At 31.4% G+C, this 24371-nt stretch carries 27 protein-coding genes; 18 read left to right on the top strand and 9 right to left on the bottom strand.

Translation table 11 applies throughout. From position 1 onward, the window contains the following. The first annotated feature begins 11 nt into the window (after nucleotides 1-11). From Q2T46_RS11045 to Q2T46_RS11060, 5 genes are all read left to right on the top strand, one after another. Entirely contained in the window at nucleotides 12-1763 is a 1752-nt protein-coding gene (locus Q2T46_RS11045; RefSeq protein WP_303265437.1) for an ABC transporter ATP-binding protein, read from the top strand. Nucleotides 1764-1790: 27 nt separating this feature from the next. Next, the gene (locus Q2T46_RS11050) at nucleotides 1791-2537 is read left to right on the top strand and encodes an endonuclease/exonuclease/phosphatase family protein (RefSeq protein ID WP_303265436.1); all 747 of its coding nucleotides are present in this window, start codon (nucleotides 1791-1793) and stop codon (nucleotides 2535-2537) included. A 459-nt stretch (nucleotides 2538-2996) separates the two neighbouring features. Then, complete coding sequence (locus Q2T46_RS11055) at nucleotides 2997-3218, top strand: hypothetical protein (RefSeq protein WP_303265435.1); 222 nt, start codon at nucleotides 2997-2999, stop codon at nucleotides 3216-3218. Between the two features lie 121 nt (nucleotides 3219-3339). Beyond that, nucleotides 3340-3555 carry a VanZ family protein gene (locus tag Q2T46_RS15585; RefSeq protein WP_399388617.1) on the top strand — a complete coding sequence of 72 codons (216 nt, stop codon included), beginning with the start codon at nucleotides 3340-3342 and terminating at the stop codon, nucleotides 3553-3555. A 43-nt stretch (nucleotides 3556-3598) separates the two neighbouring features. Further along, entirely contained in the window at nucleotides 3599-3796 is a 198-nt protein-coding gene (locus Q2T46_RS11060) for a hypothetical protein (protein WP_303265434.1), read from the top strand. A gap of 68 nt (nucleotides 3797-3864) precedes the next feature. Here the strand turns inward: Q2T46_RS11060 and Q2T46_RS11065 are convergent, their stop codons facing one another. Genes Q2T46_RS11065 through Q2T46_RS11080 form a run of 4 tightly spaced genes read right to left on the bottom strand, consistent with a single transcriptional unit; the run spans nucleotide 3865 to nucleotide 6808 of the window. After that, nucleotides 3865-4665, bottom strand: coding sequence for a metal ABC transporter permease (locus Q2T46_RS11065; protein WP_303265433.1), 801 nt, complete (start codon nucleotides 4663-4665; stop codon nucleotides 3865-3867). Nucleotides 4666-4679: 14 nt separating this feature from the next. Continuing rightward, the gene (locus tag Q2T46_RS11070) at nucleotides 4680-5453 is read right to left on the bottom strand and encodes a metal ABC transporter ATP-binding protein (RefSeq protein ID WP_303265432.1); all 774 of its coding nucleotides are present in this window, start codon (nucleotides 5451-5453) and stop codon (nucleotides 4680-4682) included. 48 nt (nucleotides 5454-5501) lie between these two features. Further along, nucleotides 5502-6383, bottom strand: a complete 882-nt coding sequence (locus Q2T46_RS11075) for a metal ABC transporter substrate-binding protein (RefSeq protein ID WP_303265431.1) — start codon at nucleotides 6381-6383, stop codon at nucleotides 5502-5504. Continuing rightward, nucleotides 6380-6808: a Fur family transcriptional regulator gene (locus tag Q2T46_RS11080; RefSeq protein ID WP_303265430.1), complete on the bottom strand. Its 429-nt coding sequence runs from the start codon at nucleotides 6806-6808 to the stop codon at nucleotides 6380-6382. Before Q2T46_RS11080 ends, Q2T46_RS11075 begins: the two co-directional genes overlap by 4 nt. A 226-nt stretch (nucleotides 6809-7034) precedes the next feature. Here Q2T46_RS11080 and Q2T46_RS11085 point away from each other — a divergent pair, with 226 nt between their 5' ends. The 3 genes from Q2T46_RS11085 to Q2T46_RS11095 are packed head-to-tail and all read left to right on the top strand — an operon-like array spanning nucleotide 7035 to nucleotide 9256. Next, nucleotides 7035-7262 (top strand): ferrous iron transport protein A, encoded by a 228-nt coding sequence (locus tag Q2T46_RS11085; protein WP_013298737.1) that lies wholly within the window; start codon nucleotides 7035-7037, stop codon nucleotides 7260-7262. Between the two features lie 34 nt (nucleotides 7263-7296). After that, on the top strand, nucleotides 7297-9087 hold the full coding sequence (feoB, locus tag Q2T46_RS11090; RefSeq protein WP_303265428.1) for a ferrous iron transport protein B: 1791 nt from the start codon (nucleotides 7297-7299) through the stop codon (nucleotides 9085-9087). Between the two features lie 16 nt (nucleotides 9088-9103). Next, nucleotides 9104-9256 carry a FeoB-associated Cys-rich membrane protein gene (locus tag Q2T46_RS11095; RefSeq protein WP_303265427.1) on the top strand — a complete coding sequence of 51 codons (153 nt, stop codon included), beginning with the start codon at nucleotides 9104-9106 and terminating at the stop codon, nucleotides 9254-9256. A gap of 16 nt (nucleotides 9257-9272) precedes the next feature. Here Q2T46_RS11095 and Q2T46_RS11100 read toward each other — a convergent pair whose 3' ends face one another. From Q2T46_RS11100 to Q2T46_RS11110, 3 genes are all read right to left on the bottom strand, one after another. After that, nucleotides 9273-10439 carry an aminotransferase class I/II-fold pyridoxal phosphate-dependent enzyme gene (locus tag Q2T46_RS11100; RefSeq protein WP_303265426.1) on the bottom strand — a complete coding sequence of 389 codons (1167 nt, stop codon included), beginning with the start codon at nucleotides 10437-10439 and terminating at the stop codon, nucleotides 9273-9275. Beyond that, nucleotides 10436-10924: an Lrp/AsnC family transcriptional regulator gene (locus tag Q2T46_RS11105; protein ID WP_303265425.1), complete on the bottom strand. Its 489-nt coding sequence runs from the start codon at nucleotides 10922-10924 to the stop codon at nucleotides 10436-10438. The genes Q2T46_RS11100 and Q2T46_RS11105 overlap by 4 nt, the downstream gene beginning before the upstream one ends. 79 nt (nucleotides 10925-11003) lie before the next feature. Further along, nucleotides 11004-11861 (bottom strand): DUF2156 domain-containing protein, encoded by an 858-nt coding sequence (locus Q2T46_RS11110; RefSeq protein WP_303265424.1) that lies wholly within the window; start codon nucleotides 11859-11861, stop codon nucleotides 11004-11006. Nucleotides 11862-12022: 161 nt separating this feature from the next. Here Q2T46_RS11110 and Q2T46_RS11115 point away from each other — a divergent pair, with 161 nt between their 5' ends. The 3 genes from Q2T46_RS11115 (at nucleotide 12023) to Q2T46_RS11125 (ending at nucleotide 15598) form a co-directional block, all read left to right on the top strand. Further along, on the top strand, nucleotides 12023-12757 hold the full coding sequence (locus tag Q2T46_RS11115; RefSeq protein WP_303265423.1) for a class I SAM-dependent methyltransferase: 735 nt from the start codon (nucleotides 12023-12025) through the stop codon (nucleotides 12755-12757). A gap of 76 nt (nucleotides 12758-12833) precedes the next feature. Beyond that, complete coding sequence (locus tag Q2T46_RS11120; RefSeq protein WP_303265422.1) at nucleotides 12834-13973, top strand: class I SAM-dependent RNA methyltransferase; 1140 nt, start codon at nucleotides 12834-12836, stop codon at nucleotides 13971-13973. Nucleotides 13974-14137: 164 nt separating this feature from the next. Further along, entirely contained in the window at nucleotides 14138-15598 is a 1461-nt protein-coding gene (locus Q2T46_RS11125; protein WP_303265421.1) for an amino acid permease, read from the top strand. A 296-nt stretch (nucleotides 15599-15894) separates the two neighbouring features. Here Q2T46_RS11125 and Q2T46_RS11130 read toward each other — a convergent pair whose 3' ends face one another. After that, complete coding sequence (locus Q2T46_RS11130; RefSeq protein ID WP_303265420.1) at nucleotides 15895-16647, bottom strand: DUF4367 domain-containing protein; 753 nt, start codon at nucleotides 16645-16647, stop codon at nucleotides 15895-15897. Further along, nucleotides 16644-17201, bottom strand: a complete 558-nt coding sequence (locus tag Q2T46_RS11135) for an RNA polymerase sigma factor (protein WP_303265419.1) — start codon at nucleotides 17199-17201, stop codon at nucleotides 16644-16646. The genes Q2T46_RS11130 and Q2T46_RS11135 overlap by 4 nt, the downstream gene beginning before the upstream one ends. 289 nt (nucleotides 17202-17490) lie before the next feature. On the opposite strand from Q2T46_RS11135, the gene Q2T46_RS11140 reads away from it, so the two are divergent. The 7 genes from Q2T46_RS11140 to Q2T46_RS11170 all read left to right on the top strand — a co-directional run bounded on the left by Q2T46_RS11140 (nucleotide 17491) and on the right by Q2T46_RS11170 (nucleotide 24335). Then, nucleotides 17491-18240: a LuxR C-terminal-related transcriptional regulator gene (locus tag Q2T46_RS11140; protein ID WP_303265418.1), complete on the top strand. Its 750-nt coding sequence runs from the start codon at nucleotides 17491-17493 to the stop codon at nucleotides 18238-18240. A gap of 211 nt (nucleotides 18241-18451) precedes the next feature. Continuing rightward, nucleotides 18452-18589, top strand: a complete 138-nt coding sequence (locus Q2T46_RS11145; protein WP_303265417.1) for a hypothetical protein — start codon at nucleotides 18452-18454, stop codon at nucleotides 18587-18589. Between the two features lie 77 nt (nucleotides 18590-18666). Then, on the top strand, nucleotides 18667-21033 hold the full coding sequence (locus tag Q2T46_RS11150) for a DUF1430 domain-containing protein (protein ID WP_303265416.1): 2367 nt from the start codon (nucleotides 18667-18669) through the stop codon (nucleotides 21031-21033). A gap of 3 nt (nucleotides 21034-21036) precedes the next feature. Continuing rightward, a complete protein-coding gene (locus Q2T46_RS11155) occupies nucleotides 21037-21675 on the top strand; it encodes an ABC transporter ATP-binding protein (protein WP_303265415.1) in 639 nt (212 codons plus the stop codon). 600 nt (nucleotides 21676-22275) lie between these two features. Beyond that, a complete protein-coding gene (locus tag Q2T46_RS11160; RefSeq protein WP_218822735.1) occupies nucleotides 22276-22695 on the top strand; it encodes a hypothetical protein in 420 nt (139 codons plus the stop codon). Nucleotide 22696: 1 nt separating this feature from the next. Next, complete coding sequence (locus Q2T46_RS11165; protein WP_094044468.1) at nucleotides 22697-23542, top strand: hypothetical protein; 846 nt, start codon at nucleotides 22697-22699, stop codon at nucleotides 23540-23542. Continuing rightward, on the top strand, nucleotides 23532-24335 hold the full coding sequence (locus Q2T46_RS11170; protein ID WP_303265414.1) for a hypothetical protein: 804 nt from the start codon (nucleotides 23532-23534) through the stop codon (nucleotides 24333-24335). The genes Q2T46_RS11165 and Q2T46_RS11170 overlap by 11 nt, the downstream gene beginning before the upstream one ends. Nucleotides 24336-24371: the final 36 nt, after the last annotated feature.

Raw genomic sequence — 24371 nt, forward strand, 5'->3', positions numbered from 1 at the left:
GAGATGAAAATATGAACAATAAAAAAAACATAAGAAGATTTATAAAAATACTGTTAAGACACAACAAACTTGGTTTATGTGTAGCATTTTTTATAATGTTAACAGTATCCATTTTTGGCTTATTACAACCCCAATTAACCAAAATGATATTGGATGATGCTATAAAAAATAGCAATATAGAATTATTAATAAAGCTTGCAACAATATATGGAGCAATAAGTATATTATCTTCATTATTAAATGTAATATTACAGTACATGTATTCTAAAATGAAAAAGAGAGTTTCGATTAATTTAAAAATAAAATTATTGAAGCATATACCAAAATTATCAGGCGATTATTTTACAAATATAAAAACCGGTAATATATTAAGTATGGTAGAAAACGATATATATACAATAGAAAGTTTTGGAGTTGATATACTGTTTTCTGTGATAGTCGATACCTTTACGGCTATAATGGCATTATTTTTCTTGATAAAGATGCAATCAAGTTTGTTGATTTTGGTCATTGTGCTGCAGATACTACTGATATTTTCTCAATCAAAGTTTAATAAAATCATATCGAGAAAGACATTGGAAATCAGAAATGATGCGGGAAATATATCAAATATAATTGAGGAATATATTTCCAATATAATGAATGTAGTTATTACAAAATCTATTTTTAAATTTTTCAAAAATTATTTAAAGAAAGAAAAAGATATTATAAATAAATTTATAAAGTTAGATGTTATTATTTCTGGCAACGGGGCAATAGGAAGTTCTTTAGGCGGACTAATAACAGCTTTTATTTATGGTTATGGAGGCTATAAAATAATAAATAGAGAAATGACTTTCGGCGAACTCATAGCATTTCAACAGTATATTGGAATGCTTATAGGACCTTGTTTGAGAATAATAAGATCAAATACTATGATTCAAAGATCAGTTGCATCAATAAATCGTGTATTCAATATTGTAGATGAACCCATATCTATAAAACAGGACAATAAAGGCTATAGATGCGATAATTTTAAGGGAGATATCTCTTTTAATGATGTTAGCTTCTCATATAAAGACAATAATAAGATTTTGGATAAAATAAGTTTAAAATTTGAAAATGGCAAAGTAACAGCACTAGTTGGCGCAAGTGGGTGCGGAAAATCAACTATTGCGAAATTGGTGTATAGATTGTGGGATGTTGATGAGGGGAACATAACAATAGATGATGTACCTATAAATGAATATAATCTTAAACACATAAGAAGTAAGATTTCGATAGTGACGCAGGACTTATTATTATTTGACGATACCATATTAAACAATCTAACATTGAATAGGAACATAGATAGAGATTATGTAGACCAAATATGCAAAGAGGTGGATATTTATGACTTTATTACAAATCTGCCTCAAGAATTTGAAACTATTGTTGGAGAAAAGGGAGTAAAATTGTCAGGTGGACAAAAGCAAAGGATAGCCATCGCCAGAGCAATCTTAAGTGATTCGAAAATTGTAATTTTCGATGAAGCAACATCTGCTTTGGATAGCTTATCGCAGAAGCATATATCGGAAAATATAGACAAATATTTGAAAGATAAAACTGTTGTTAAAATAGCTCATAGGTTATCGACAATAAAAGATGCAGACACAATATATGTAATTGATAAGGGGAAAGTTGTAGAAGAGGGAAACTTCGAAGAACTGGTGGAAAAAGGAGGGTATTTTTACAGCTTTATAAAAGAGCAGAATATGGAAGCAGATATCGATTCTATTGCATAAAATTAAAAAAGTATAGGGGGAATAATTATGACAATAAATATTCTTACGTGGAATATTAAAGCTGGACAAAACAAGGATGGCGGTTATCCAGATCCGAAAACGGAAAATCTGGATAAAATCGCGGATGAAATTAAAACTTCGGGAGCTTCAATTGTCTGTCTTCAAGAAGTTGATGCATATACTATACGATCTGGCACAAATATTCATCAGGCAGAGTATATTTCTAATAAACTTACCGCGATTACTGGGACGACTTGGAATTATAAATATATTACATCTATTAATATGAATCCAGGTTATTATGGTAATGCAATTATAAGTAGTTGCTCTTTGACAACGGCTTTAAGAGTTTACTTGTCTAAGGTAAATAGTTCAGAAAATCGCAGCTTTCTTCTTGTACGTGTTGATTTTGGCAGTTCTTACTTTTATGTAGGAACTGCCCATCTAGGCTTAAACGGTGATCAAGTGATTCAAGCACAAAAGATTAAAGATGAATTAAATAATAATGGATTTTCAAATGAAAGATTGATTATTGGTTGTGATTTGAACGATGGAGAAAACTCAGATACCTATAATATAATGCTCAATAATGTTTTTTCTATGGTTGATAGCGGACCTGCAGGTATATGCACACTGGAATGCTATAATAATTCTAATAATCCAAAGATTGATTTTTTATTTAACTGTGGAACTTCGATTGATGCAACAAAAAGCAAAGTATTGCAAGTGGATATTTCAGATCACCGCCCAGTGATGGCTTATATAAATGATTAAAAAAATCAAGAAAGATATTTGATTTATGTTTAATAAAAGTAAGAATAAATAGGTTGAAATCAAAGGCTTTAAAGATTTTTAATTAAATATTGAAGTGTGCTTTATGTTTCCGCAGACTTATTTTTTGGGGAATTTTCTGTTTGAGGAGGTAAAGGATTTTCATAGAATTAGATATTCGCGAAAAGGTGTGGGAATTTGTGTACTTGTTCACAAAGATACAATTGATTGTTTATTATAAAAAAATATAAAAAATTTTTATAAAAAACTGTAACAAATTCCTTAGAAATTTGTTTTATATTGTGAGAGAATGAATTTACAAGTTTTGCGTGGGGATTTATATTGGAAATATGAAAATATATGATGAAATACTTTATTCATACAAAAGATGCGTATAAGCGGGGCTTACAAGTTCGATGACGGATCCTGCAATAATTTTAAAATGGAGGATGCTCTTGCGATATGTTGGAATTTAATATTCTTTTTAAAGTTTTATTTTTTATTATTTATGTAATAATAGCTCTTAAATTATATTATAAAAAAGCTAAATTTGAAAAATATATTATATATGCGGTTTTAGTTGCTTATATTGCAGTTTTAATAAATACCGTGTTTTTTCCTATACCAATACAAAGTGATATGATTCAGTTTTTAAAAGGCACAAAAATAAATCATTTAATTTAGTTCCATTATTACCAATGCTGCGTTATACAAATATACAAATAATAGGAAATTTTGTACTTTTGATGCCTTTGGCATTTTTAATGCCTTTTATTAACTATAAGTATATTTCATTTAGAAAAATATATCTTTATGTACAATAACATCTTTTTGTATCGAAATAACACAATTGCTTGTTTCACTAATATACGGTTTTGCATATAAAATTTGTGATATAAATGATTTTATATTAAACGTATTTGGAGCATTAATTGGTTATATATCTTTTAAAATTTTGCTACCTATATTCAAAAAAGATAATCATTTATTTTGTGAATCGCCACAGCATGACTTTCAATAATTATTGTTGAGAAAATATTTTCACAGTTAGGAGGTTCTAATAGTTGGATTTAAAAAAGAGATTGTTAAAAATTGTCGGGATATTATTTATCATCATTGGTTTATTTTGCATTATCGCCATCATTAAATCTATTGTATCTATGGACATAGAGCTTTTTGCAAATATATCTAATATAATAGATGTAATTGCTACTTTGTTATTTTTGTATGTGGGATATATATTTTTAAGATATAGCCAATAGAGAAAGACTTAAACGAAAATCTTAAAGTCAGTACATTTTATTATCCCAGCTAAAAACAAAAAAGCAGGTTAGTTACCTGCCTTCTTTATACTTGCTAAACCCATGATTATGAGGGAAACTATTACAATGCTGCCGCCAGGCGAGAGATTGAGATAAAAAGATAGTATTATGCCTACAAATACAGATATAAAGGAAAATAGTATAGCATAAAAAATAGTCTGTCTGAAGTTTTTGGCGATTTTAAGACTGGCTGCTGCAGGTATCACCATCAATGCTGATACCAGCAAAGCTCCCACTATTCTCATGGATACCGCTACAGTTATGGCGACAATCATGGTAAATATTATATTCACCAAGTTGACAGGAATACCTGATATCAAAGCAGCTTCTTCGTCAAATGTAATGTATAGAAGCTCTTTGTAGAAGATGTAAATAACGCTTATTATGACTATGCCTAGCATGAATGAAATCAAAACGTCGGTGTTGTTAATTGATATTATGCTTCCAAAGAGATAATTCATTATGTTTGCTGGGCTTCCGCTGGATAAGCTTAGAAGTATTACTGCAATTGCCATTCCTGCAGACATGACAACTGCAATAGATATTTCTGAATATCTAAAGTAAGATTTTCTCAAGCGTTCAATACCAAAAGATGACAGTATCACGAAGATTATGGAGCCTATTGTAGGATTTATACCTATGAGAAATCCTGCTGCTACGCCTGCCAGTGCTACGTGGGATAGCGTATCACCCATCTGCGATAGCCTTCTTAGCACTAAGAAACTGCCGACTAATGGTGCTATTATCGATATAAATCCGCCTGCCAAAAACGCCCTGATCATAAAGTCGTATGTAAAAATATTAAGCATTATAACACCTCAATCTAAAGTCGATTATTGACATTTTCACTTTGGTGATGGTGCATATCCAGTTTGACAGGGTATCCGTATATTTCCGCTAATTCTTTTTTCGAAAAGTCCAGTGTGTCGCATCTATCATATAATTTGCCATTTCCCATGCATACGATTCGAGATACCTTGTCAGTTATTGCCCAAACATCATGAGTGACCATGATAATCGTTATTTTGTTTTCCTTATTTAAAGTATCAAGTATTTTATAGAGCGTGTCTTCTGACTTTGCATCAATACCTGTTGTAGGCTCATCTAGAAATAGAATCTTAGGATCGCTGACTAGCGCTCTTGCTATAAATACCCTCTGCTGTTGTCCTCCAGATAAATTTCCGATAAGCCTGTCTTTATAATCAATCATGTCGACAGTCTTTAAAGCGTTATTTACAATTTCCCAGTCGTCTTTGGAAAGTTTTTTAAATAACCCTAATTTTCCATAAAGTCCCATTGAGACGACTTCTTTTACACTTGTTGGAAAAGAAGCGTTGAATGAATAAGATTTTTGAGGGACATACCCGATTATAGATCTGTTTTTTATGTCTTTTACATTTATCCCGTTTATAAGGACTTCTCCTGATGAAGGCGTAAGATCTCCTATCATGATCTTTACGAGTGTACTTTTACCTGAACCGTTAGGACCAATAAGACCTACAAATTCGCCGTCATCGATAGTTAGATTGATATTGTTTAAAACCTTCTTGTCATTGTAAGAAAAGTTGACATTTTTAAGTTCAACAATTTTACTCATATAAAAATTCCTTTCAATAATATAAAATGAAGTTTGTTAGTTTTGATTCTAATTTAATGCTTTTTGGAGGTTGTCTAAGTTTTGCCTCATCAAAGATATATAATCGTATCCTTTATTCATCTCGTCCTTAGTAAGTCCTTCAATAGTATTTAGCGGTAATACCTTTGCACTTGTTTCGCTGGCAATTGATTGGACCGGTTTAGGTGATGTCAATGGTTCTGTAAAGATGTACTTGATGTTTTCCTTTTTTATAAGCTGTATGACTTTGGCAACTTTAGCAGGACTTGCTTCGGCTTCATCACTCATGCCGACGATAGATACTTGGTTTAAACCGTAATCTCTCGCTACATAGTCAAAGGCACTGTGGTAGACTATAAACGTCTTTGTCTTAGTGTTTTTAAGTTTTTCAGTGTATTCGCTGTCTAACTGCTTCAATGTACTTGACAAAGTTTTATAATTGCTTTCATAGTATTTTGCATTTTTATTGTCAGCATTTACTAAAGCATCTTTGATATTTTTCGCCAATATCTGTGTTTCTTTTGGAGACAACCAAACATGAGGATTTACAGCATTTCCAACTTTTATCGCGTTTATGCCAGTTGATACATTTATAAATTTAGGGCCTGAAACTGATGTTTCGACTTTATTTATCCATGAATCCATGCCGAGTCCAAGATATATGACTACAGAGGCTCTTTCAATATCAGCCACCTGTCGTGTTGTTGGCTCCCAGTCATGTGGTTCCACACCGGGTGGTATTATATTTTGTACGACTGCTTTATCTCCGGCAATCTTTTTTGTTAAATCATATAAAGGGTAAAAAGAAGCGTAAACTATCATTTTGTCAGGTCTTTTTGAAATCTTTGTGTTACAGGACGTTAAGCTAAACACAATCAAAATCGCTAAGAAAATCGAAATAAGTCGTTTCATTTATTATCTTCCTCCATTTTATTTTTGCAATTTTTGCAGTATCCAGTGATCTCGATTTTGTGGTCTACAACTTCAAAACCATCCAACGTGTTTCTACAAAGATCTATAGGGCATATATCCAGTTCATAAACTTTTCCGCAGTTTAGACATTTCATTATGTGTTCGTGCATGTCTTTATGAATTTCATACATAATATTGTTGCCTATAGTTGCTTCACTTAATACATTTATATCTTTTAGAAGGCTTAAATTTCTGTATACAGTATCTAAACTCACTTGCGGAAATGAGCTTTTTACTTTTTCGTAGATTTCTCTTACAGATAAGTAACCATTGGAATTTAACATTATGTTTATGATAAGTTCTCTTTGAGGAGTTATCTTATAGTTGTTGGATTTTATGGTTTTTAAAATATCTTCCTTTGTCATAATTTCTCATTCCTTTTAAATAAGAATATTTTACTATTTAGGATTATATAATTATTTGCTTTCTTTGTCAAGAAATTTTAATTTTTTTCATAAACTGGCATAGATTTATAAAGACATAAAGGGTTGTATTTATTTTTTTATTTCTCAGTTTTGTTGACATTAAGGATAATGTATGGTACCATATAATCAGGAATTGAGAATGATTATCAATGAAGGAGTGGTAATGATGAGCATATACGATCTGAAACCGGGCCAAACTGCTATAGTCAGCGATATTTTAGGCAATGAAAGATTGGCAAAGAGGCTAAGGGCCCTGGGGGCTATTGAAGGGGCTAAAGTGAAAGTCAAAAGTTTTGCTCCTTTAGGAGATCCTATAATAATAAATTTCATGGGGTTTGATTTAGCTATTAGAAAAAGAGATGCGAAAAATATTGTTGTGAAAAATGTATTGTAAGTATATGGCTTAATATAAACAAGGGAGGAAACGTATGATTACTGCAGCTTTAATTGGAAATCCAAACGTAGGAAAGACTACACTTTTCAATCTGCTTACTGGTTCTAACCAGCATGTTGGAAATTGGCCCGGTGTTACAGTTGAAAAAAAAGAGGGTTTTATCAGCGAAAATGTAAAGCTTGTGGATTTGCCAGGCATTTATGCGATGGATACTTACTCAAATGAAGAGAAAATTTCAAAAGCATTTTTAGAGAGTGGAGATGTAGATTTGATACTAAATATAGTTGATGCGTCAAATCTACAAAGAAATTTGTACTTAACTATGCAGCTAAAAGAATTTAATAAACCTATCGTATTAATTTTAAATATGGTGGATGTTGCTGAGAGCAAAGGTGTAAAAATAGATTATGATAAATTGTCAAAGCTTTTAAATGTTTTGGTGGTTCCAATAATAGCTGCAAAAGGAAAAGGCGTTGACAAACTTGAAGAGCTGTTAGCGAAAGGTGACTTTTTAGAAACATATAATGATAATAATTCTCATTATCATAATATTTTACATTTCAAAAGTGAAGCTGAAACGTATAAATATATAGAACAAATTTTAAGTCAATGTCTGACATACACATCTGATAACATAGTCACAGTGACAGAAAAATTAGATAAGATTTTCATAAATAAATTTTTAGCGTATCCGATTTTTCTGGCAATTATATACTTCATATTTCAGTTTACTTTTAGCTGGGTTGGTCAACCTCTTGCAGATTTATTGGATAGCGGTGTCAATGACTGGCTGGTGCCACATATTCAGATGGTGCTTTCAGGCACTAGTAATTGGTTCAAATCATTTATTGTGGATGGCATAATAGGAGGTGTAGGTTCTGTTATAGTATTTTTGCCTGTGATTTTGACGCTATTTTTGTGTATATCCTTTTTAGAGGATAGTGGGTATATGGCTAGGGTTGCCTTCTTAATGGACAAAATTATTAGAAAAATGGGTTTATCCGGCAAAGCTTTTATTCCGCTCATAATTGGTTTTGGATGTTCAGTTCCAGGAGTTATGTCTACCAGAACTTTAGAGAGTGAAAAAGACAGAAAGATGACAGCACTTCTTGTTCCTCTTATGTCATGCAATGCGAGGCTTCCAGTTTATCTCATAATTGCAGGTGCTTTATTTAAAGGCCATGAAGCTGTTGTTGTTGCATCACTATATGCATTAGGTGTAATAATAGCATTTTTAATTGGAATACTTTTTAAAAATACTATATTTAAAAAAGACGATGAGCCTTTTATTATCGAACTCCCCGAGTACAAGCTGCCTGAAATCAAATCTCTAGCAATTCATACATGGGAAAAAGGCAAGGGGTTTTTAAGGAAGGCAGGAACTATAATTTTTTCTGTATCCATAATAGTTTGGGTATTGTCAAATTTTAATTTTTCCGGTATGACGGAAATTAATTCTAGTTTCATAGCAGCCATCGGAAAGTTTATAAGCCCGATTTTTATTCCTTTAGGCTTTGCTTCATGGCAAAATTCAGTAGCTCTTCTTACGGGAATAATGGCTAAAGAAGTAGTAGTAGGAACGATGGGAGTTATTTATGGTGGAAATTTGACAAAAGTATTGCCTACGGTATTTACTCCGCTTTCAGCAATTAGCTTTTTGGTGTTTGTGCTTTTGTACACGCCATGTATATCTCTTATAGCTACCATGAAAAAAGAATATGGGGGTAAAATGGCCATCTTTTCTGTAATATATCAGCTTGTCTTAGCGTGGATAGTTTCTTTTATAGTCTTTAATGGCGGAAGTTTAATCTTAAGAATATTTTAATTAAAGGAGTGGTCCTATGATTATTGAAGTAATTATAACTGTAGCAATAGTAGCTGCTGCTGTATTTATGCTTTACAAGAATTTAAAGAAGAGTGCTTCTGGCAAATGCAATTGCGGCAATTGTTCTTCAAGCTGTCCTAAATTTTCCACAGTAAAGCAAAAAAAGTAGGCAAAACCTACTTTTTTTAAAATATTTTCTTAGCGAATCTTTCTATTCTCTCAAGTGCTTTCATTATCTTATCTATGGAATATGCATATGAAACCCTTATGTAACCCTCACCGCCTGGTCCAAAAGCATCTCCTGGCACAACTGCGATTCTTTCATCTTTTAACAATCTTTCACAGAATTCCTGTGAAGTTAATCCTGTTTTTTTAATTGAAGGGAAGATGTAAAAGGCGCCCTTTGGTTCAAAGCAATCAAAGCCTATTTCTCTAAATCCGTTTACTATAAATCTCCTTCTTTGATCGTAAGTTTTTCGCATCTTTTCTATATCTGCTTCACATTCGTATATAGCTTTTATACCAGCATATTGAGCCATGATTGGAGCGCATATCGTTGTATATTGGTGTATCTTATTCATGGCTTCTATAAAACCATGCTCTGCTGCTATATAACCTAGTCTCCAGCCAGTCATGGCAAATGCTTTAGAAAATCCATTGAGAAGTATAGTCCTTTCTTTCATGCCGGGTAGCGATGCTATACTAACATGCTTTCCATCATAGGTAAGCTCACTGTATATTTCATCAGAAATGACTATTAAATCATGATCTATTATTACGTCTAAGATTTCCTCCAAGTCTTCCTTTTTCATAATGGCACCTGTCGGATTATTCGGATATGGAAGTATAAGTGCTTTTGTCTTGTTGGTTATTTTTGATTTCAAATCATCAGGCGTTATTACAAAGTTGTTTTTTTCATCTGTTGGTACATAGACGGGAATTCCCCTTGTAAGCTCAATACACGGTGAATACGATACATAGCTTGGCGCCGGTACCAACACTTCATCGCCATTGTTCAAAAGACAGCGAAGCGCAAGATCGATGGCTTCACTTGCTCCTACAGTTATCATAATTTCCCTTTCAGGATCATAATTTAAGTCATAATGTTTTTTTAAGAAAAATGATATAGCCTCACGCAGTTCTTTAAGGCCGAGATTTGATGTGTACGTAGTGCTGCCTCTGTCTAAGACATCTATGCCCTCTTTGCGTATTACCCAAGGTGTTACAAAATCTGGCTCTCCTACACCGAGAGAGATAATATCGCGTGAATTAGTAACAAGGTCAAAAAATTTTCTTATTCCGGATGGTGGTATATTTTTAACTATGTCTGAAATGTATTTGTCCTCTATCATGGCGTTACCACCAATCTTTTATCCTCCGGACCATCTGTAAAAAATACGCCGTCCTGTTTATACCTTTTAAGTATGAAATGTGTTGTGGTGCTTAATACACCATCTATAGGTGCTAGCCTTTCGGCTACAAAAATAGCGATTTCCTTCATCGTTTTTCCCTCGACTTCTACAGACAGATCGTATCCTCCAGATATTAAAGATACTGATTTTACTTCATCATATTGACCGATTCTTTCAGCTATTGCATTAAAGCCCTGTCCTTGCTGTGGTGTAACTCTTACATCGATAAGTGCGCGTACGACTTCCTTTTCAGTTTTTTCCCAATTAACTAATGTGCTGTACTTTAATAAAACTTTTTCTTCTTCAAGATTTTTTATTATATCTTTTACTTCATCTTCGCTAAGCCCTGTTATTACAGAGATCTGCTTGTCTGTCAGACGGCTGTTTTCATTAAGAAGTTCAATAATATCCATTTTTTTAGACATCATAACACCTCCTAAAAATTAATGTTATGCACATTATAATATAATTATTATAATAATTCAATCTAGTAAAGTTTTAAGTTTATAACTTTCCCTTAAATTTAAAAATCATCTTTACTGGATGGTAAGATTGTTTCGCATATCTAAGGCCCGTAATTCCTAAATCTTGCTCTCTATTGATGTATTTGAATTCTGACATCATTTTTGCAAAGGACATATTTATAAATGCATATGCATCTTTTATGTCTGAATTAGCCTTTTCTATATGTGTTACTGCCGTACATGGATTTAGTTTTTCTCCAAATGAATACGCTTCAATTTTTCCGCTTATTTTCAAAACAATTCCCTTTAGTTTAAAAAACTCATAGTTATTCAGTACTTTCTTTATAGCATCAAACTCTTTAAGAACACCGGGATTTTCATTTATATCTTTTGACGAAAGCCATTCTTCAGTGAATTTCAAGCATTCTAAAGCATTATCAGATGACAATGCCTCCAAAGTATAATCATATGTTTTTAAAAACTTATTTATATGATTTTTCTTATTATGGTATTTTCTTCCAGAAAGATTAATAAGATCATCTGTATTGTAGACATAATCAAAATTATCTTCATCTGGTGTCATCTCAACTTTGTACATTTCTGAAATTTTACAGGCGCTGTCTTTATCAAATCGATCAAGGTAAATTTCAGAATGATACGTTCGCATCATTTTACAAAATTTATCAAAAGCATTCAAAATATTTTCTTTAGGCCCTACCGGAGGCAAGATTTTGTTGCCTGATGATATGCATAGGCAATTATCAATTATTTCGTACTTTATGTCGTACACATGATTCCACATAAAAAGATTCGTGAATGTGTACTCCGATATTTCCGGCGGAAAATTAGAGAAGTATTCATCAAATACGCTTTTATCGTTAATTGTCAGTGATTTCAATGTCGTTCACCTCTTGGATAACAATTATTTATTGAATATGGTTATTTGCGCGTGTTAATATTATAACATATAGCATCTGAATAACAAAATTGACTTAAGTTATGTAATAATATAATATATAAGGATAATAATACAGAAAATATTGTTTAAGAGGTGTTTTTATGTACGATGAATTTGCTAAATTTTACGATAGATTGGGCTGGGATTCCTATGCAAAGGAGTTGTGGCCTGATTTTAAAAAATATTTAGATAAAGAGGGGTTTAAACCAAAAACTATGCTTGATTTGGCTTGTGGAACAGGCACTTTTTGCATAGGTGCATTGAAAGATGGTATAATTGTTGAAGGACTTGATATATCAGAAGAGATGCTTAAAAAGGCGGTTGAAAATGCAAAAAGTTTTGGTTTTGATATTAAGTTCCATCATGGCGATATGAGTAGCTTCCACCTTGGGAAAAAATATGATCTTATAACATGTACATTTGACGCCATAAATCACATGACTGAATTTGATAAATGGAAGTCTATGTTTAATTGTGTAAAGAATCACCTTAATGAAAAGGGCGTATTTATGTTTGATATGAATACATTGAAAGATTTAAATGATAATTGGAATAATATCCATATAAGGAAGTATCCAAACGGCGATTACTATATTTCCAAAAGTATATCATTTGGCGACAATGCTTTTATAACATTTACTGCTTTTTTAAAGAAAGAAGGCAGGCTATATGAAGAATATGAGGAAACAGTTCAGGAATCGAGTTTTTCATTAGATGCAGTAGTAGATGAACTAAAGTGTGCAGGGTTTAAGGATATCAGAATAATGAATAGAAAATTTGATGTGGTTGAAGACATATATAGTTTAGATAGGGCTTTCATTCTCTGCAGCATTTAATAAAATGTGGAGATGTGATTAAATAGAATTTAGTGCAACAATATAATGTTGGAATTAATAAATGGGAGATAGTGATATGTCTAAGATAGAATTAATAGCACCTACACTTTTTGGGATTGAATCAGTGGCGGCTAAAGAGATAAGATCTTTAGGTTATGAAGACATAAAGGTTGAAGATGGAAAAGTTACATTTATTGGTGATATATCTGCTATATGCAAAGCTAACTTGTGGATAAGGTCTGCAGAGCGTATATATGTTAAAATTGGGGAATTTGAGGCATCTACGTTTGACGAACTTTTTGAAGGAGTAATATCGCTACCGTGGGAAGAATGGATTCCAGAAAATGGCCAGTTTCCCGTTGATGGGTATTCACTGAAATCAAATTTGCATAGCATACCTGACTGCCAATCAGTAATAAAAAAGGCTGTTGTTGAGAGGCTTAAGAAAAAGTATAAAAAGGAATGGTTTGATGAAAATGGGCCTCTCTATAAAATAAAGTTTTCATTGATGAAGAATAAGGCAGTGCTTATGATAGATACCACCGGAGAAGGATTGCACAAAAGAGGATATAGAGCCATGTCAAATATAGCGCCTTTGAGAGAGACTTTAGCATCTGCCATGATTATGCTTAGTGACTGGAGATATGATAGGCCACTCATAGATCCATTTTGTGGCTCAGGAACTATTCCTATTGAAGCTGCTTTAATCGGCGCTAACATTGCACCCGGATTGAATCGCAAATTCACATCAGAAAAATGGGGACAGATACCAAAGAAGTTGTGGCTTGATATAAGAAAAGAGGCTCATAGTTTAATTAAGATGGATGTTGAACTCAATATAAGAGGATATGATATTGATGAATCTGCAGTTAAGTTATCCATTAACAATGCACACAAAGCAGGTGTTAATCAGTACGTAAAATTTGCCAACAAACCGCTAAAAGATTTGAGAACAGATGATATGTATGGAATCTTAATATGCAACCCACCTTATGGCGAGAGGATGGGTGAGATAAAAGAAGTAGAAAAGCTTTATAGAGAAATGGGGCGAATCTTTACAAGTCTTAATACGTGGTCATACTATATAATAACATCTCATGAAAATTTTGAGAAGTTATTTGGTAAAAAAGCAACAAAAAGGAGAAAGCTTTACAACGGCATGATAAAAACCACTTATTATCAATATTTTGGGCCAAGGCCTCCAAGGAAAATTTAGACGCTTAAGCGTCGTTTTTTTGTATTTATAAAAAAATTTTAACATTTATAAAAAATTATTTGCGACGTTATTGAATTTTAATTATAATATAATAAATTGTTTTAAATTCAACAAAAAGTGTATTTTAATTAATTACAATTAAAAAAACTGGGGGATACTGTTAAATGACTTTCAAGAAAAATGGCGGAAGTTCAAATATATTAAGAAAAAAATCGCTTGATATGATAATAGAAGATGCAAATGATAAAAAAAATGCATTAAAAAAATCTCTTTCATGGTTTGACCTTATTCTCTTTGGGATTGGTGCCATAATCGGTACAGGTATTTTCGTATTGACTGGTGTTGCGGCTGCAAAGTATGCGGGACCAGGTCTTATATTATCATTTGTTCTTTCAGGTATTGCTTGTACTTTTGCTGCATTGAGTTATGCAGAGTTTGCATCGACATTTCCAGCGGCGGGATCTACGTATAGCTACAGTTATGTGGCACTTGGCGAAATATTTGCGTGGATAATTGGATGGGATTTAATATTGGAGTATGCATTTGCAATACCTACTATAGCATTGGGTTGGTCAGGATATTTCACAAGTTTGCTTCACAGTTTTGGCGTTAATATACCTGCTTGGGCTGCAAATTCAGCAAGTTCCGCTCCTGGTGGAATCATAAATTTACCCGCTATTGGCATAGTTTTGCTGTTGGGAATAATCTTGCTTTTTGGCACTAAAGAAAGCTCTATAATAAATAATATTGCAGTCATCTTTAAGATAACGGTTGTGTTATTTTTCATTGCTGTTGCTGTAGGGCATGTTAATCCTTCTAATTGGAAACCATTTTTGCCATATGGTTGGAAAGGAGTATTTTCAGGCGCTGCTATAATATTCTTTGCTTACATTGGTTTTGACTCTGTATCGACTGCAGCAGAAGAGACAAAAAATCCTGCAAGAGATATGCCAATAGGAATTTTAGGGTCATTAGGCATAAGCACACTTTTGTATATAGCTGTTGTTGCAATTCTTACAGGTGTCGTGTCATATACGAAACTTAATACGCCTGAGCCTGTGGCATTTGCTTTAACTAGCTTAGGCATTAACTGGGCGTCAGGATTAGTTTCTTTTGGTGCTATCGCAGGAATCACAACAGTTTTATTGGTTATGATGTATGGTCAGACCAGGATATTCTTTGCCATGTCAAGAGATGGACTTTTACCACCGTTTCTTTCAAAACTTCACGAAAAATATAAAACGCCTGTTGCAAGTACGATAATCGTTGCATTATTTGCAGCGGTTGTTGCTGGATTTTTCTCCATCGATGAACTTGCAAAGCTTGTGAATATAGGAACGATGTTTGCATTTGTCCTTGTATCAGTGGCAGTTATTGTATTGAGGTATACAAAGCCTGAACTTCCAAGAAAATTCAGATGTCCGCTTGTGCCTTTAATACCTATCTTATCCATTGCTTCAACTGTATTTTTGATGATTTCGCTGCCTCTGGAGACATGGATAAGGTTTATAGTATGGTTTGTGCTGGGTATTATCATATATTTCTTTTATGGATATAGGCACAGCAAGCTAGCACAAAATGACTACAAAGGTACTAAAGTGGAAAGCCTTTATAAAGAAGTATGACGATAAAGCCTTGGACAACCAAGGCTTTTTTCTTAGGCACGACTAATTAATATGTATTGTGTTGTTAGTCATGCTTATATATTAGCAGTATGCACCAGCAAGTAATTAAGGATGAACTGCCGTATATAGAGAAAATATACCGTAGAATACTGCAAAATTCACAAATACTATGAGGCAAAATATTAAAACAGCTCTAATAAAATTCTTCCTCAACATTAAATCCCCTCTATATTATTTATTGCTTTTCTCTATATATATAAACAAATAAGTAAGCATTTTGTTACACTAAAAACAAATTATTTTTTTAGTTTGATGCTATTGGCAGCTTTTATAAGTTCGTTCTTATCGATTTTTGACATCAGAGAGAACAAATTATGATCTTTTCTCCAGATGACGGTGTTTAAACCATTTTTTTGAATCAAAATGCCCTCATAGCCGTTTATATCGATCTTTTGTGTTACGGCATTTTCTGTGTCAACCATCATGTCAGTGTTTTCATTTGAGCTTTGGCTGAAAACTATGAAATCGCCTTTATCATTTGTGTATTGAATGATTTTGGTTACCTCCTGTGAATCTATCTTGCTTATCTTGAACCCATGTGGCACGTATGAAAGATAATATTCATTTTCCCAGTTGGATGGGACAAGCGATGTGGAAGAAGATGCATTAGGCTCATAGTTTTCTTTTAATTTTATGTCTGTATAATCCTTTTTGATTTCAATTATGAGGTTAAAGACGCGAGCTCTAAAAGCAGAAACAGTCGTTATCGCCACAGTGAAGCCAATAAAAACCACAAAGAAGAATATCGCGACTTTTGGGAAGGTTCTTTTCGCCGATATAAAGAATTTTTTGGCTGCTTCTTTTCTTTTATGATGTTTTAGCATTTTTCTGATTTTAATGCCTAATTCTTTAGGATAAAGTATTTCTTCACCATTGGCTTCTTCCAGATCATTGATTATGTTGTTTACATGGCAAGCCCCTGCATATTCCAGCAATGCCTCAAATATTTTACTTTCAGATTTTAGCTTTTCATCATAAAGGTCTTTCATATTTCCACATCTCCTTTATACTGGTATAAAGCATCTTTAAGGCTTTGCCGCGCACGATACAGTCTTACTCTTACATTGTCTTCTGTGATGTTTAAAAGATTTGCGATGTCTTTATTGGAGTATCCGTAGTAGTATTTTAGAGAGATAATGTCTGCGTACTCTGTCTTTAGCTCTTTTACTTTTTCAGATACTCTTCTAAAAATATCACCGTTTATTATTTTCTCATCAAACGGCTCTGAGTCATCATGGAAAAACTCGTCTGCATCTTCAATAAATAAATTTTTTTGCCTCTTTATTTTGTTGTACATATTTATTGAGATGTTTCTAACTATAATAACAACTAATGCCCTTATTTTGTTACAGTCATAATCAGAAATTTTTTCAATGTAATTGATAATATTTATGAAAGCAGATTGGACAGCATCTTGTGCCAATTGATAGTCGTTTAAAATGTTGTATGCCACTTTAAACATATCTCTGCTGTACTTTACATACATATCTTCGACTTTTTTTCTTTGACTTTCATCTGTAATTGTGTCAAATAAGATAAGCAAATTTTTTCCCTCCCTTGCTCATGCTTGTGAACAAAATTTAAAGCATGTCAAATAGATTATATCATAAAACTTTTTCTGTGAGATATTTAACAAAAATTTCTGCATGTAGAATGCATTCTTAAATTTATATTGGCAGCTTTTTTAGCTTAAGATCTAATTTTTATGCTTAAAAAATTCTTATAAAAACTGTAACAAAATAGGCAATAAATTTGTTATATATTTTGGGAATGGTTATGTTCATCATATGACTTTATAGGCATAAAAATAAAGATATTATAGGTGAGGAGAGATGATTGACATCGTAAGCGCTGATAAAGATAGAGATGCATTTGAAAGATCTTGGGGAAGGTGTTTAAAAAGAGGACTTAATAAATCAATACTACCTAATATTAATCATATTCAATTAGAAGATAATCTTTTGGCTGATGCATTTAAAAATATAGTAGAGAAATTAGATGGAACAATAGCATTAACTGACAGCGTACTCATTATAACAGATAAAAATGGTATTGTTTTAGATATAAAATCATTTGATAAATCTGCAGAGGTAAACTATTTAATGAAAACAGGAATGACTTTAGATGAATTAAATGCTGGCACAAATGCTATTACAATGGTATTAAATACTGGCAAGATATCAATCGTAAAAAAAGGAGAGCATTATATAGAATGTTTTAAAGATTTGTCTTGTATAGCTGCTCCTATATATGATAAAGATTCAAATATTTTAGGAGTAATAGATATAACGACTTATAAAGAAATAAATGACGTACATAAAGTTTTATTGCTCTTTTTAAAAAAGACTATAGAATCAGATTATTATGAATTAAGCGCAAAAGAAATATTAAATGGATTAGATGCAATTGACATAGAGATATTAAAATTATTGGCATATGGGTATACAGATAGCCAGATATCAAAAAGAATACATGTTTCAATAAGCAATGTAAAATATCACAAGAATAAATTAAGAAAAATATTTGATGCAAAATCTATAAGAGATTGCATATATAAAGCCACAAAAATTGGAGTCATATAACTATCCAAAAGTACAAAATTTTTGTTTTATTTGTACTTTAGTACAAAAATAGGTTCAAGTTTAGATAAAATTGATACTTTTGGACAGTAGACATATAAACTTATGTGTACTATTCTAAAGATAAGAGAATTACCGGTAATTTCTCCCTGTAAATTACTTTAAATGTCTGGCATGCAAAATTTTAAGTTAAAATTAAAGGGGAGTAAGTTTTATGTCAAAGAAGCGTATCATAGTCACAATGATGATTAGTGTAATGCTAGTTCTGTCACTTGGAATTACGGCAATAGCATCAGGGTCATTATCAAATAATTTTTCTTCTATGCTGTGTGTATTAACTTACTTAAATTAAAAAGAGTATAATTTGCTAATTTTATTAGTAAATTATACTCCTCATATTTTATAGTACTATTAAAGGAGATCAATGATATGAAAAAAGCAATAATAGGTTTTCTCCTCTTAGCATGTATAATTTCATTTTCTACAGTATTTTACCAAACCAGAGCTGAAGAGCTTAGTAAAATGGCATATGTAGAAAAGAATATTGCAAGAGAATTTGTTATTCCTGATGCAGGTGCTTTGGCTAGCCCACAATTAGTTTATCCTATAATTTTAAAAACTGCAAAGCAATGCAATGTCAACATCTTTAGAACAGAGGTAACTTTTGATAAGAATGACAAAGCACAAATCAAAAAATACGTGCTTTTAACAGATAAAACTCATTTTTTTGATGTTTTTAGACTTAAAAGTGGCAGATTTTTAACTGCTGATGATACACAGAATAGTAACTTTTATATTTCAACAAAAGATAGTAAAGTTACAAGTCAAGTAGGAGTTTTAAAAGAATTTGGCGGTAACGATCTTGTTGAAATAAAGTCTCTTAAATCATCTTACGATGAATTCCCTGTGGCTGACAATTATTACGTAGAGGTGCAAAACGACGATGAGTTTAATAAATTTATAAATACTTTAACTGATAACTTTAATGAAGTTCTCTCTAAGGAAATTCCTAAGCAAAGAATCAATTCTGAAAATCTTGTTAAAAATACCGATCAAGGCGGTATAAAGGATTTAGACAGAGGGGCAGGTGGAGTTTTTAAAAATTACAATGATGTAATTTTAATTATTGTATTAATATTATTTATATACTATATATTTAACGAATCAAAAAGAATAGGAATAGTAAAAATGCATGGCATATCAAATATTAGAATATGGTATTTGCTGATTGGAAAACTGCTTTTAACCATGCTTGTTCTTTCTGAAACCATATCGCTATTACTTATCGCATTTATAAAAGATACAACAGCTCAATTTTTGTATAAAACCATTATGAATCAGCTTAAGATATATATCATAATAACAATTGTTTCGCTTTTTTCTTACGTTTATATTTCAAGGATTAAAATAAGCGATACAATAAAAAATTATAAAAATACTTTTGGCATCTTTACAATAAATACAGTGCTTAAAGTTGTATGCTCTGTATTGGCGATCATAATAGGTCTATCTGCGTTTAATCAAATCATGTACATATCAAAAAATCAAAAAGAGATGAAAAACTGGGAAAAGATAAAGGATTATGGTGTGTTTTATCCGATTGGAGGCATACTAGAACCTGGTGAGGATTACGGTCATTGGGAAGAAGGATTTATAGAGAGATATAGTAAGCTTTATCCAATACTTAATAAGATGGGCTCAATATACATTTGTGCTGCACAGTATCAAGAGTTGCCACCGGAAGTACAGCAAGAAAGGGAACGAATAGAAAAAGAAAAAAACATACCTAAACTTATTAAGACAATAACAGTTAATCCCAATTACTTAAAGCAATTTCCTGTGATGGATGTAAATAAAGAGCCTGTTTATGTACGGGAGGATACGACTGATTGGGTAGTATTAATACCGTATAAATATCGGTACAATGCAGATAAGATAATAAGCATTATTCAAAAAAATAGAAAACTTACATTACAAGTGATGTTTGAATATATAGAGAAAAATCATAAGAATGAAAAGATTCCAGATGGAATGATTCCAGAAAATATACAGAATCATCAGAATCAAAATATCAAAGTGATTTGGACTGCTAATAATCAAAAGATATTCAGCTTTGATCCAGAGGTAGCTCCTAAGGCGCACAATGTTATAGTTGATCCAATTATACAAGTCATGACAGAAAAGAATAGCACTATGGATGATAAGGCTAGTGCTTCTGGTGGAGGTTTAAGTGACCCGATGAAAGTAAGGCTTATCAATAGAGATGCTTTGCTTACATATAAAACATTGAAACCCGCAATAAAAAAATTAAAATTGGACGATAGTTTAAAACAACTAGTATTGCCAGGTGAATTTTATTTAAAACAAATATATAGTGCAGAAAAAAGTTTAAATATGAGTATTATGGAACTGATAGTAATATTAGCTGCTATAATAGTACTTGCAGTACAAAATGTGATAATTTTTTTCAGCGAATATAAATATAAGTTTATTGTGCGAAGAATATTTGGTACAGGCTTTTTCAGAACGTATAAAGAATGTTTCTTATTGTTTTTAGCAACATGGATAATACTGTTATTTATTGGCTATGTAATTTGCTATTTCATGAACTTGAACAAAATTTTAGCTTTTATATTGGGATTGTTCAATATACACATAGAGAGTAACGTGCCTAATATTGTAGTATACCTAATTATAGCATTTATACCTATTTTTGTAGAGATTATAGCATCTGCTATTTCACTTACGGTAATAGAGAATAGAAACAAGGTGAACATAATAAAGAAAGGGGCTTAATAAATGAAAAATGTATGTGAGCTTATAGATATAACTAAAGCTTATGGTGACCATGTAGTTTTAAACCATATGAATTTGAATGTTCAAGAGAAAGAGATGGTAGCAATAACAGGGAGAAGTGGTTCTGGAAAGACAACAATTCTAAATATAATAGGATTGCTAGAGAGACCAACAAGCGGTACTATCAAATTATTTGATGAGGTAAATCCACAAATCGGTTCAGGTAAAGCGATAAGAATATTAAGGACAAAAATATCGTATTTGTTTCAAAACTATGCACTTATTGATAATGAAACAATAGGTTATAATCTTGAAATCCCACTCATATATTCCAAAAAAACCAAAAAAGAAAAAGAAAAGTTGAAGATAGATGCATTAAAAAAAGTCGGTTTAGATATACCATTAAAGAAAAAAATATATGAACTTTCCGGTGGAGAACAGCAAAGGGTGGCAATAGCAAGAATTTTATTAAAGCCATGTGAACTAATATTAGCAGATGAACCAACAGGGTCATTAGATGCCGATAATAGGGATGAAATAATGAAAATATTAAAGAATTTAAATGAAGAAGGAAAAACAATAATTATAGTTACACATGATAAGCATGTTACTAATGTATGTAGTAGAACTGTGAATTTGTAAAACAAATATATTAATTGCCCTTTTTAAATAAAATTGATACTTTTGGACAGTAGACATGCTTTCATAAGTGTCTTATTATAAAAATAAGGTAATTACCGGTAATACCTTAATTTTATAGTGAGGAAATTTGACTTAAGCTACAACAACGCTTGTTTACAAAAAAGAAGTCTAATTTCGCAGAAGGGTTGGTGATTTAAGCAAAATTCAAAGAATGAATTTTACTAAGCAATTCAAATTATATTATATAAAGGGGAAGCTATAATGAATAATTTTTTGAAACAAGATTTAAATAGGGTATTTCGTTCATATTCGTTCTGGTTAGGTTTTTTTTTAACAATTGGGTCTTGTATTTTTGGAATGTATCCTAATATAAAATATGCAAATGATTCGGGTGCATTACGTCTATTTTTTTATGCACATAGCGTAGGATCAACAAGTATATATTCATTAATAGCGCCTTTAATCGCGGCTATTCCTTATTCGTATTCATATTGCATTGATAAACAAAGCGGATTTTTAAATTATATATATATTAGGGAAACGAAACATAAATATGCAATTTCAAGAATAATATCAAATGCTTTAGCGGGAGGAGTAGTGTTGGCATTACCGTTGCTTATTATACTTATTTCTGTGTGCATATTTTTCCCAATTAAGCCTGCATATTTAGGTAGTGTAGTTGGAGCCTTTGCAAATATATTTTTTAAGTCGCAAATTATGTACATTTTTATACTTATTGTGTTGTCTTTTATTTTCGGAATGATATATGCAACAATTGGGCTGGCTATATCAGCATTTACCAATAATAAATATCTGGCTATCGTTTTTCCGTTTTTTGTTTATTTAATACCTGCTATTATATTTCCGATTTTCGGCTTAGATGCTATTGAGCCGTCTACAACATTAATACCACATGCTAATGTCAATACTACTGAAAGTATGATATTTATACAACTTGGATTGTTGTTAATCATAAGCACTGTAAGTTTTTATAAAGGTGTATTTAGAAAAGGTGATTGATGTGTCTAATCAGGCATTGATAGTTTTAGTAAAGGGAAATATTTCTGAAATACTGCATAGAAGGCGTTTTTTTGCTGTTTTAGCGATATCATTTCTTATTAGTCTATATAAATTATCCAATATAGCTACATATACAAGACTTTATAAGACGACGTTTAATATATATGACTTACTTTTGTCAAACATGAGTAATTTTCATGAAGTTATGTTTGCATTAAATTTTTTATTTTTATTTTTAATAGGAAATATGTTTTTACATGGCAATGATAATTTACGAATTATAAGGTGTAATTCTAAAGATGAATGGTTCATTATGAATTTTTTATCTATATTCACTTTAGCTCTTATATTTGTTGCATGCATTATCATAATAAATGTACTCATAGGATGTTTAAATTTGGATTTTCAGAATTTATGGAGTGACGGCAGCAAAACAATAAGCAAAGAACTTAATAAAATGCCTAAAGAAATTATAAGTTATATGTCACCATTAACAGCAGTTCTAATTTCATCTTTGTTTTTAATATTTAATTTTACGATCTTAGGAACTGTATTTTATATAGGGATAATATGCTTTAGAAAGGTATATATGGGTTTTATTACATCATCATTTATCATTATTATGAGTATAGCTGCAAAATATATGAATTTGATAAAATATACAAAATATCTTTTGGCAGATAATATCTTGTTATTTAATCATAATTTCAGACGGGCTAATACATTGCCGACTATTCCATACTCATTTATCTATTTGGCCAGTATCATCGTTATAACCTATATATTAGGATTATTTTTATTTAAAAGACAAGATTTTGATGTTGGAGGTAATAATAATGACTATTAGGATTATTAAAAATGATATGTGTAGTATTTTCTCTTTTAAAAGAGCATTAATATTGTTATCTATGTTTATAATTTTGTACATTGCTAATGCAAGTGAATTCTATATGTATAAAAATATTGGATTATTTGACTTTATTTTACTAGCATTAGGAGGCCCATTTAAAAATGCATTTAGAATCATAGATGAAATTAAATGGTTATTACCACAAATATTTTTATCATATGTATTAACTTATCTTATTGATCTTGAATTAAAAGAGAGAAATATATATTTATTGCCAAGAATATCTTCGCTAAAAATATGGTGGTTTAGCAAGATAGGTAGTCTCTCTGTTATTACTTTTATATATTTTACTATAGAATTTTTTGTTGTAATTATTTTAGCTTTTTTAAATTATCCAGTAAACAATAATTTTAGCAAAGTAATAGTTGAAACGTTTGTTAACGAAAAAAATGTAACCATTGTTTACAATGCAAAAATAATATTTAATATGTTTTTTTTACTGTGGCTTACAAGCTTTTTATTGAGTATTTTTCAATTATTGATAAGCATGATATTTAAGAATGCCATGGTAGGCTTGATATGTATAATAATGTTAAATGTAATATCGATTCATGCCGGGTTTGCAAAAGGCAGCCTATTTAAATGGTTTCCGTCAAATCATGGCATATTTATGAGACATAATATTTTTAATATATCTGGTAGAAATGATTTAATTTCTATCAGTTGGTCATATTCTTACGTTATCGCTTTAATTATTTTACTGATAATATTTGGCTTTAATTACATATGAGCGAATTTCATATTTTAAATAGCTTGATATTCTTAA

The organism is Thermoanaerobacterium sp. CMT5567-10 (genome assembly GCF_030534315.2).
GTDB lineage: Bacteria > Bacillota > Thermoanaerobacteria > Thermoanaerobacterales > Thermoanaerobacteraceae > Thermoanaerobacterium.